This window comes from Cellulosimicrobium sp. RS (assembly GCF_046159675.1).
In the GTDB taxonomy this organism is placed as follows: Bacteria; Actinomycetota; Actinomycetes; order Actinomycetales; family Cellulomonadaceae; genus Cellulosimicrobium; species Cellulosimicrobium funkei.
On record NZ_JBJXVU010000021.1, the window covers coordinates 1 to 9,257 of the forward strand.

General features: G+C 69.7%; 11 protein-coding genes. 8 read left to right on the top strand and 3 right to left on the bottom strand.

The window, feature by feature from the left end:
* Positions 1-7 precede the first annotated feature (7 nt).
* Both ACI769_RS19690 and ACI769_RS19695 read left to right on the top strand, forming a co-directional pair.
* Positions 8-379, top strand: coding sequence for an ArsR/SmtB family transcription factor (locus tag ACI769_RS19690; protein ID WP_409142169.1), 372 nt, complete (start codon positions 8-10; stop codon positions 377-379).
* The gene (locus ACI769_RS19695) at positions 379-1,320 is read left to right on the top strand and encodes a cation diffusion facilitator family transporter (RefSeq protein ID WP_155099791.1); all 942 of its coding nucleotides are present in this window, start codon (positions 379-381) and stop codon (positions 1,318-1,320) included. Before ACI769_RS19690 ends, ACI769_RS19695 begins: the two co-directional genes overlap by 1 nt.
* 27 nt (positions 1,321-1,347) lie before the next feature.
* Here the strand turns inward: ACI769_RS19695 and ACI769_RS19700 are convergent, their stop codons facing one another.
* A complete protein-coding gene (locus ACI769_RS19700; protein WP_155099790.1) occupies positions 1,348-2,316 on the bottom strand; it encodes a cytochrome c oxidase assembly protein in 969 nt (322 codons plus the stop codon).
* 110 nt (positions 2,317-2,426) lie between these two features.
* Here ACI769_RS19700 and ACI769_RS19705 point away from each other — a divergent pair, with 110 nt between their 5' ends.
* From ACI769_RS19705 to ACI769_RS19730, 6 genes are all read left to right on the top strand, one after another.
* Positions 2,427-2,825, top strand: coding sequence for a hypothetical protein (locus tag ACI769_RS19705; RefSeq protein ID WP_155099789.1), 399 nt, complete (start codon positions 2,427-2,429; stop codon positions 2,823-2,825).
* A gap of 203 nt (positions 2,826-3,028) precedes the next feature.
* On the top strand, positions 3,029-3,946 hold the full coding sequence (gene ccsB, locus ACI769_RS19710; protein ID WP_155099788.1) for a c-type cytochrome biogenesis protein CcsB: 918 nt from the start codon (positions 3,029-3,031) through the stop codon (positions 3,944-3,946).
* Entirely contained in the window at positions 3,943-5,043 is a 1,101-nt protein-coding gene (locus ACI769_RS19715; protein ID WP_155099787.1) for an NAD(P)/FAD-dependent oxidoreductase, read from the top strand. Before ccsB ends, ACI769_RS19715 begins: the two co-directional genes overlap by 4 nt.
* Entirely contained in the window at positions 5,040-5,336 is a 297-nt protein-coding gene (locus ACI769_RS19720) for a hypothetical protein (RefSeq protein WP_155099786.1), read from the top strand. Before ACI769_RS19715 ends, ACI769_RS19720 begins: the two co-directional genes overlap by 4 nt.
* A 38-nt stretch (positions 5,337-5,374) precedes the next feature.
* The gene (locus tag ACI769_RS19725) at positions 5,375-5,986 is read left to right on the top strand and encodes a thioredoxin domain-containing protein (RefSeq protein WP_244985817.1); all 612 of its coding nucleotides are present in this window, start codon (positions 5,375-5,377) and stop codon (positions 5,984-5,986) included.
* Complete coding sequence (locus tag ACI769_RS19730; protein WP_391516462.1) at positions 5,983-6,711, top strand: cytochrome c biogenesis CcdA family protein; 729 nt, start codon at positions 5,983-5,985, stop codon at positions 6,709-6,711. The genes ACI769_RS19725 and ACI769_RS19730 overlap by 4 nt, the downstream gene beginning before the upstream one ends.
* Before the next feature lie 531 nt (positions 6,712-7,242).
* Here the strand turns inward: ACI769_RS19730 and ACI769_RS19735 are convergent.
* Both ACI769_RS19735 and ACI769_RS19740 read right to left on the bottom strand, forming a co-directional pair.
* Positions 7,243-8,496: an Nramp family divalent metal transporter gene (locus tag ACI769_RS19735; protein ID WP_211934234.1), complete on the bottom strand. Its 1,254-nt coding sequence runs from the start codon at positions 8,494-8,496 to the stop codon at positions 7,243-7,245.
* Positions 8,497-8,557: 61 nt separating this feature from the next.
* Positions 8,558-9,257 (bottom strand): HAD-IC family P-type ATPase (locus ACI769_RS19740; RefSeq protein ID WP_409142167.1); only part of this gene is annotated, 700 nt, incomplete at its 5' end.

Genomic DNA, 9,257 nt, shown 5'->3' on the forward strand with positions numbered 1-9,257 from the left:
TGGGGTTGTGCCGCGACCGGTGGATCGGCAGATCGATGTCGTGGCCACGGCGGTGTACGCGGAGCTGTTCCATGCGCTGTCCGAGCCGACGCGGTTGGCGATCGTGCAGCACCTGGCGATCGGTGAGCACCGGGTGCGGGATCTGGTGGAGCACATGGGGTTGGCGCAGTCGACGGTGAGTGGGCACCTGGGGTGCCTGCGTGAGTGCGGGCTGGTCACGGTGCGCGTAGAGGGACGGTCGTCGTGGTTCTCTTTGTCCGAGCCCGAGCTGTTGGCGGGCCTGTTGGTGGGTGCCGAGCGGTTGCTGGGCGCGACGGGTGAGAAGGTGCGGCTGTGCACTCACCTGGTGCATCCGGAGACGTCGGGGGAGGGGGCCTGATGGGCGCGGGGCACAGTCACGGTCCGGCCGATGCGACCGGTGGGGCGGCTCCGGACCTTCGTCGCCGGCTCGCGATCGTGTTCGGGCTGACGTCGACGGTCGTGGTGGCGCAGGCGATCGGGTCGTGGGTCACGGGAAGCCTGGCGCTGTTGACCGACACGGCGCACGCGTTGACGGACGCCACGGGTTTGCTGGTCGCGTTGATCGCCGCCACGTTGATGCTCAGGCCGGCGAACAAGCACCGCACGTGGGGATTCCGGCGGATCGAGGTGATCGCCGCGCTCGCGCAGGCGACGTTGTTGATTGTGGTCGGGGTGTACGCAGCGGTCGAGGGGGTGCGGCGCCTGGTGGAGCCGCCCGAGGTGCAGTCGTCCGAGCTGCTGGTGTTCGGCATCGTGGGCCTGGTCGCGAACATCACGGGGATCGTGATCCTGTCCTCCAGCCGGGGCGCGAACTTCAACATGCGGGCCGCGTTCTTGGAGGTCCTCAACGACGCGCTCGGCTCGCTGGGCGTGATCGTGGCGGCGATCGTAATTACGACCACGGGGTTCCAGCGGGCGGACGCGATCGCGGGCCTGTTCATCGCGGCGCTGATCGTGCCGCGCGCGGTGACGATCCTGCGAGAGACGACGAGCGTGCTGATGGAGTTCACGCCGAAGGGTCTGGACCTGGACCAGGTCCGGGCGCACATCCTCGGTCTGGCGCACGTGCGTGACGTCCACGATCTGCACGCCTCGACCGTGGCGACGGGGCTGCCGACGATCTCCGCGCACGTGGTCGTCGACGACGAGTGCTTCACCGACGGGCACGCCCCGACGATCCTGCATGACATCCGCGAATGCGTCGCAGAGCACTTCCCGGTCTCGCTGGAGCACTCGACGTTCCAGCTCGAGACCGAGCGCCTGCGCGAGCACGAGCCCGCTGATACCCGGCACGCCTGAGTAGCCGCGGCAAGGTCGGGGCGGGGTTCAAGTATTGCCGTCGCCGAGTCGGCGCAGGTAGTCGTTGTAGGCGTCGAGCTCGGGGTCGCCGTACTGGTCGATGCGACGGTCGGCCGCCCGGGTGCGGCGGGTCTCGTCCTTGTTCCAGCGCACGAAGATGATCAGCAGCATGATCAGCGAGGGCAGCTCGCCATAGGACCAGGCCAGCGCCCCGGCGACGCCCTGGTCGGCGAGCACGTCCACTCCCCAGGTCGCGGGTGGGTGGGTGAATGCGGAGACCAGGGGGGCGCTAGCCATCATGACGATGACGCCGAAGAACGCGTGGGTGGGCATCTCGATGAACATGTCCGCCGCCCGCCCGAGGTGTCCCTGGGGTCGGGGTAGCGGGTCGCGGGAAAGCACGGGGATGGTGAACAGGATCCCCGCCAGCAGGAACAGCAGCTCGAGGGAGAGGTGTCCGGTCCATGTGCCCAGGAGGTTGCCGGCGAGCGGGCTGAGGTACAGGGCGTAGAAGCACAGCAGGAACAGCGGGATCATCAGGGCTGGGTGCAGCACGACCTGACCGGCCCCTGATCGCAGGCCCCACCGGGCGGCGATGAGCACGGGCCGCCCCATCCGGGTATGAGGGGTGGCGCGCAGAAGCAGCGTGCCGGGGCGGCCCAGGACCAGCAGCGGCGGGACGGCCATCATGAGGGTGAGCTGCTGGAACATGAACACCGAGTACATCTCCAGGCCGTAGCCCTCCACGCCGGCGCCCATCACCACGACCAGGACGGCGCACCCGGTGAGGAAGGACAGCGTCGCCCACGGCGACCAGCGCCGCCCGCTGGCCCAGACGCGGATCGCGCCGGCCAGGTACGCCGCGGCGGCGAGGAGCCCGAGCACGGGGATGACCGGGATGGGCTGCAGCGTCGGGGCGAGGAACGTCTCCCATGACGGGGGCTCGGTCGGCAGCCACACGGGGCCGTCGAACTGCGTTGGGAGCAGAGGGCCCATGCGCACCTGCACCTCCGTTCCTGCCGCCGGGACGGGTCCGGACGCTAGCAGACCTGGCCGGGAGCGCCCTCGGCTCGGGTTCAGGTCGTACCTCTATCATCACCCTCGTCATGGGCACCTCGACTCGACCTCGCGTGGGCGCGGCCGCAACGCGGCTCGTGCTCGTCTTCGCGCTGCTCGCGTTGACCGGACTGTTCGCCCTCACCACCGTCGACTCGACCGCGCCGGCCGCCGCCGGTGTGGTGGCTGCCGAGCACGTCACCCAGGACCCGTCCGCCGAAGAGGCTGCTGCGCAGCTCGGTGGCAGCGAGGTGCCGCACGGTGAGGTGCTGACTTTGCTGTGCCTGTGCGCGCTGCTGATCGCCGGTGTCGTCATCGCAGCCCGGGGCGCGATGCTGCACCGCTCCACGAGACGCCTGCCCGGTCTTCGTACCCTCGTGGGTGTCTTGCGAGCCGCACGGAGACCCGTTGTCGCCGATCCATGGGTCTGGGGGGTCAGCCGGACGTAGTCGTCCGGCCGCCACGACGCGCCAGCACCGCCTGGCCTGCGGTCGCTGACCGCCTCGCTCACCTCCCCCCGCACCACCACGCTGGGCCCTCGTCGACGCTTCGCCCCCGGATGTTCGACACGAGTTGAGCGCACCCTTGTTCCTGTGCACCCTTGCTGCGCATTCTTGGCGCGGCATGGGCCGTCTTCGGAGGAGACCCGACGATGGAGATCTCTGCTTTGAGCGTGCTGCTCGTGTGGTCCAGCGCCACCGCCCTGGTCATCGCCTTGATCGCGTTCGCGGTCGACCTCGCTCAACGTGCCGACCCGCGCGGCGGCCAGCGCGTGAACCCAGCGGCGACGGCGGTCACCATGCCGCGTCGCGCGGCCGGGATCGCGATGGCCACCACCTGGCTCGCCACGGGGCTGCTCGTCGTTGCGATCGTGCTGCGTGGCATGGCGGCAGGGCGCACCCCGTGGGCGAACATGTACGAGTTCACCCTGGTGGGTACGTGCGCGGCCCTGCTCGCGTTCCTCGTGCTGAATGCACGCCGGGACCTGCGGTTCGCCGGCACGTTCGTCACCGGCGTCGCTGCGCTGTTCCTGGTCCTGGCGCTGAACGCGTTCTACACCCCGGCCACGGGCTTGTTCCCCGCGCTGCAGTCGTACTGGCTCGTGATCCACGTCGGCGTCGCGATCGGCGCAACCGGGATCTTCACCGTCAGCGCGATCCTGTCCGCGCTGCAGCTGCTGCGTGACCACCGCGACGAGGGCGGGGTCGTGCTGGGGCGGCGCTGGTGGCGGTGGCTGGACGTGATGCCGGAGCCGGCCGCGCTCGAGTCGACGTCTTTCCGGCTCAACGCGGTGGGGTTCGTCGCCTGGACCTTCACGCTGATCGGTGGGGCGATCTGGGCCGAGAGCGCGTGGGGTCGCTACTGGGGATGGGACCCGAAGGAGGTGTGGACGTTCATCATCTGGATCGTCTACGCCGCCTACCTGCACGCGCGCACCACACGCGGCTGGACAGGTCGCCGCGCCGCCTACCTCGTCCTGGTCGGATATAGCTGCGTGCTGTTCAACTTCACGGTGGTGAACCTGCTCATCAACGGCAAGCACTCCTACTCCGGGCTGACCGCCGGATGAACGGCGCGACACGGCACGACGTCCTGGTCGTCGGAGGTGGCCAGGCGGGGCTCGTCACCGCGGCCCTGCTCGCCCGCGCCGGCGTGGACTACGTCGTGCTCGACGCGGGCGAACGCCCCGGAGCCAGCTGGGCCCGGCGCTGGGACTCGCTGCGGCTGGTCACTCCGGGCCGCTACACGGCCTTGCCCGACTTCCCCAACCCGTGGCCCGGCGCCTACTACCCGACGAAGGACGAGGTCGCGGCCTACCTCGCCGACTATGCGCGCCACCACGACCTGATCGTGCGTCACGGCGTGCGTGTCGACCAGCTCAGCGTCGACAACGCCGGGGTGTTCGTCGCCTCGGGGACGCACGGGGCGACCACGGCGCGGCGCGTGGTCGTGGCGACCGGCGCGTTCCACACGCCGTTCGTTCCCGACCTCGCCCACGGGACCGCCGAGCACATCGTGCAGCTGCACTCGCACGACTACCGCGGTCCGCAGGCGACACCGGGGAGACGGGTCCTGGTCGTGGGTGGCGGCAACTCCGGCGCACAGATCGCGCTCGAGCTCGCCCGCGACGACCGCGAGGTCCACCTCGCCTGTGCGGGCAGGCTGCGCAGCGTGCGGCAGGCGTTCGCTGCCGGGCCCGCGCTGTGGTGGATGACGCGCACCGCCACCCTGCGCGCCTCTGGCGGCGTTCTCGGTCGTCGGCTGCGGATGACCGACCCCGTGATCGGGATCTCCGACGCCGACCTGTGGGCGCTGGGCGTGCGCGTTCGCGAGCGGGTGCGGCAGGTGACCGGCCCGGACGCGGTGCTCGCGGATGACACGACCTGCCGGCCGGACACGATCGTGTGGGCGACCGGGTACCGCCACGACGACTCCTGGATCGCCGTTTCCCGGGCGCTGAACCCGCACGGCGCCCTAGTCCACGACGACCACCGCACCCGGATCGCGGGCCTGCACGTCATCGGGCGGCCGTGGCAGCGCACCCGCGGTTCAGCACTGCTCGGCTTCGTCGGCGATGACGCACGCCGCATGGTCGGCAGCATCCTCAACGATCGTCCCGCGACCGATCACCGCAACCCCGTCGCCCTGGAAGAGGACCACCCGTGACCATCCCGTGGACCGCCATCATCGCGGGGGTCGTGCCCTCCATCGGCGTCGGACTGCTGTTCTGGCTCGCGATGCGCGCGATCATTCACGCCGACCGCAACGAACGCAACGCCCTCGCCGAGCTCGAGCGCCAGCAGGCCGCGGCCGACGGCACCCGGCACCCCGACCCCGCTACGGCGACTTCATCTGAAGGCAACGGCATCGACCGTGCCGAGCCTGCTCCGGGGGCACCCGACGACCCGAGCGGCGCCGCCGTCTCGCAACCCACTACCCAACCGCCGAGGAACCCATGACGACCCGACGAGTCCTGCAGTCCCTTCTCCTGGTTGGCGTGATCGGACTGGTCGCCATCCTGGTCTGGTTCATCTTGTCCTCGGGGACCGATGACGGCGCAGCCGCGCCTAGCGGTGACCCTCAGGTCGTGCGAGACAACAGCCACGTCCTAAACCAGGCACCCGAGGAGAAGGCCGTTCTGGTCGAGTTCCTCGACTTCGAGTGCGAGGTCTGCCGCGCCTACTACCCGACCGTCGAGCAGCTGCGCGAGCGCAATGCCGACGAGCTCACCCTGGTGATCCGCTACTTCCCGATCCCCTCGCACGCCAACGCGAACAACGCCGCGATCGCGGTCGAGGCCGCCGCCCGCCAGGACCAGATCGAGGCGATGTACCAGCAGATGTACGCCACGCAGGCCGAGTGGGGCGAGGCACGCGAGTCCAAGGCCGAAGTGTTCCGCGGCTTCGCCCAGGACATCGGCCTGGACATTGAGCAGTATGACGCCGACGTGGCCGACCCCGACGTCGCAGCCCGCGTCCAGTCCGACTTCGACGAAGGCGTACGCCTGGGAGTGCAAGGCACCCCCACGTTCTTCCTCGACGGCGAGAAGCTGACCGTGCAGACGCCCGAAGACCTGATTCGGGCCGTCGAGGGCGCGCTCGGCCAGTGAGTGTCACCGAGACCGTCTTCTCCGGCGGCCTGCTCCTGGCCCTCCCACTCGCCATGGTCGCCGGGCTGGTCTCGTTCGCCTCGCCGTGCATCCTGCCGCTCGTGCCGGGCTACCTGGGGTACGTGGGCGGGATGGGGCGCGAGGTCTCGCGGCGGCGCCTCATGCTCGGGGTCGGGCTGTTCATTGCCGGGTTCACCGTCGTGTTCGTCGCCTACGGCGCCCTGTTCGGCGCGCTCGGGTCCTGGCTCGTGCAGCGCCAGGACCTCATGATCCGCGTCTTCGGGGTCCTGGTGGTCCTCATGGGCCTGGTGTTCGTCGGGCAGGTCGGGCCGCTGCAGCGCGTGGTGCGCCCGTCCTGGACGCCGCGGGTCGGGACCGTCGGAGCCCCGGTCTTGGGGGTGGTGTTCGGTCTCGGCTGGACCCCGTGCCTGGGCCCGACGCTCGTGGCCATCTCCGCGCTCAGCGTGGACGCCGGTACGGCCGGACGCGGGGCGCTACTCGCTCTCGCGTACTGCTTCGGCCTGGGAGTCCCGTTTGGCCTGGTCGCGTGGGGCTTCGGGTGGGCGAAGCGTTCCACCACGTTCCTCCGCGAACACCTGCGCGCAATCAACATCGCCGGCGGCGCCGTGCTCGTCCTCATCGGCCTGGCCATGGTCACCGGACTGTGGACCGTCCTGATGACGACGATGCAGGGTTGGGTCGGTGGTTTCGTCACGCCGATCTAGTCGGCAACAAGCACCATCGCCCGATCCCAATGGCGCGACCAGACCGGGGGTGGTGCGTGGCGGGACGAAAGCCACATGGACCCACGACGGCGCACGCCACCACGCAGGCTGTCGCCCAGAGGAACAGGAACCCGACAGCAGCCGCGGCGATGGCAAGGCCGATATCGATCGCCAACCACACCTTGCGCCCTGGCGGCCAGTGCTGGCGTCGGATTCACAGGAGAAAGACGACCGTCGCCGGGATGGAGACCACGACACCGGTGACCGCACCCAGCGACTACTCGCCGAGGCGTTCCAGGTCGTCAGATGGAAGAGCATGTTCATGCCGAGCTGCCACTGGAACGCGGTGTTGCCACCACCCAGCCGTTGCTAGGCCTCGCACGCGGCCTACCGCGCCACTTCCGCCTGTCAGGTGTGCACCGAGGAGAGCGGCAGCACGATCGCGGCTCGCGCGAGATCCGCGGCAACGTCCGGAGGTGGGCTGAAGCTGCATCGCGCGATGCCTATCCGGGCACCTGGTCGTCTCGACGCTCATCCCACGATCGTCAGGGTCAGCAGGGTGATGTTGAGCACGACGATGACCGCAGCGATGGCGCACGCCGATAGGTGCAGCAGGGCGCCGTTGCGCCGCGCACCCATCATCCCCGCGTCGCGGGTAACCAATACCAAGGGAATCAGTGCGAACGGGATACCGAAACTGAGTACGACCTGGCTGATGACGAGCATGCTCGTCGGCGGAACGTCGGTAGCAAGCAGTAGGAGCGCCGGGGTGAGCGTGACCAAGCGTCGGACTAGAAGAGGGATGCGTGTCCGCAGAAGGCCGCGCATGATCTCCGCCCCGGCGTACGCCCCGACTGAGGTCGAAGCGAGTCCTGACGCGAGCAGACCGACGGCAAAGAGCACCGCGATTGTGGGTCCGAGTGCTGCTGCGATTGCTGTGTGGGCCCCGCTGATCGTGTCGGTTCCGTCCCGCCCAGCAAGGTTGGTCGCCGCCAGAAGGAGCATCGCAATGTTCACCCCACCGGCGATTGCCAGCGCGATGACGACGTCCCAGCGTGTCGCACGCAGAAGATGCGCAGTCTCCAGGTCCGTACGCGATCGGCCGTGCCGATCGCGCGCGAGGGAGGAGTGCAGGTAGATCACGTGGGGCATGACGGTCGCGCCGAGCATTGACGCCGCGAGCAGGACGGACTGCGGGCCATCGAAGCGAGGAACGAGCCCGGCCGCGGCCTGTGCCCACGGCGGTGGGGTGACAAAAAGGCCAGCCGTGAAGCCGACGGTGAGCACGACAAGCAGACCGGTGATGACGAACTCGAAATGACGCTGGCGCCGTCGGTGCTGAAGCACGAGAAGCGCCAGGGAGACCACGCCCGTGATCACGCCGCCCAGCACGAGCGGCAGATCGAATAGGAGGTTCAGGGCGATGGCCCCGCCGATCACCTCAGCAAGATCAGTGGCCGCCGCGACGAGCTCGGCCTGGCCCCAATAGGCGAGACGGGCGGGCCGAGTAAACCGCTGCCCTAGCACCTCAGGAAGTGAGCGACCCGTGACGATCCCCAGCTTCGCGGACAGATACTGCACCACCACGGCCATCGCATTCGCCCCGACCAGAACCCACACGAGCAGGAACCCGAACTGCGCCCCGGCGGAGACGTTCGCCGCGACATTGCCCGGGTCGACGTAAGCGACCGACGCGACGAACGCGGGCCCCAGAAGGCGAAGCAAACCGAGCCGCTCGGTCCGCGGCGCCGCCCGCCTCGAGTCCTGCCCGACTGCAAGATCCATGTAGCCGAACTATACTCTTCGTGTTCCCGAACTCTCTGTCGGCCTCGTTGCGTTCCTTCCTCTAGATCGTGGAAGTCGGTGTCGGCGCGGGTCGTGTCGGTGCAGGCACCGTCGGCAGCGCGGTAAGGGTGGCGGTCCCGCGTGCGGCGCGGACGCCGTTGAGGATGACGACGACCTCGGCGATCTCGTGGACGAGCACGACGCCGGCCAGGCCCAGCACGCCGAACAGCGCGAGCGGGAACAGCACGATGATGATCGCCAGGGCGAGCACGATGTTGCCGGTCATGATGCGCCGCCCGCGCCGGGCGTGGGCCAGACCCTGGGGGACCAGGCGCAGGTCGTTGCCCGTGAACGCGACGTCGGCGGACTCGATCGCGGCGGCCGACCCACCGACGCCCATCGCGATCCCGACGTTCGCCGCGGCGAGGGCGGGGGCGTCGTTCACGCCGTCGCCGATCATCGCGGTGGGCACGTGTTCGGCCGAGGCGCGCACGGCCTGCTCCTTGTCCTGGGGCATCTGGGCGGCACGGACCTCGCTGATGCCGGCCTGGGCGGCCAGCGCGCGGGCGGTGCGCTCGTTGTCCCCGGTGAGCATGGTGACCGTGACACCGTCCAGGGCGAGCTGGCGCACGGCGTGGGCGGCCTCGGGGCGCAGCTCGTCGCGGATCCCGACGAGCGCGACCGGCTCGTCGCCGGCGGCGACCACGACGACGGTCATGCCCTGCCCCTCCAGGGTCGCCGCGTCGGGCTCGAACGGACCG

Excerpts from the sequence above, each read along its gene's own strand:
- ACI769_RS19695 (WP_155099791.1), top strand. The coding sequence starts at position 379 with ATGGGCGCGGGGCACAGTCACGGTCCGGCCGATGCGACCGGTGGGGCG.
- ACI769_RS19700 (WP_155099790.1), bottom strand. The coding sequence starts at position 2,316 with ATGGGCCCTCTGCTCCCAACGCAGTTCGACGGCCCCGTGTGGCTGCCG.
- ACI769_RS19705 (WP_155099789.1), top strand. The coding sequence starts at position 2,427 with ATGGGCACCTCGACTCGACCTCGCGTGGGCGCGGCCGCAACGCGGCTC.
- ccsB (WP_155099788.1), top strand. The coding sequence starts at position 3,029 with ATGGAGATCTCTGCTTTGAGCGTGCTGCTCGTGTGGTCCAGCGCCACC.
- ACI769_RS19715 (WP_155099787.1), top strand. The coding sequence starts at position 3,943 with ATGAACGGCGCGACACGGCACGACGTCCTGGTCGTCGGAGGTGGCCAG.
- ACI769_RS19735 (WP_211934234.1), bottom strand. The coding sequence starts at position 8,496 with ATGGATCTTGCAGTCGGGCAGGACTCGAGGCGGGCGGCGCCGCGGACC.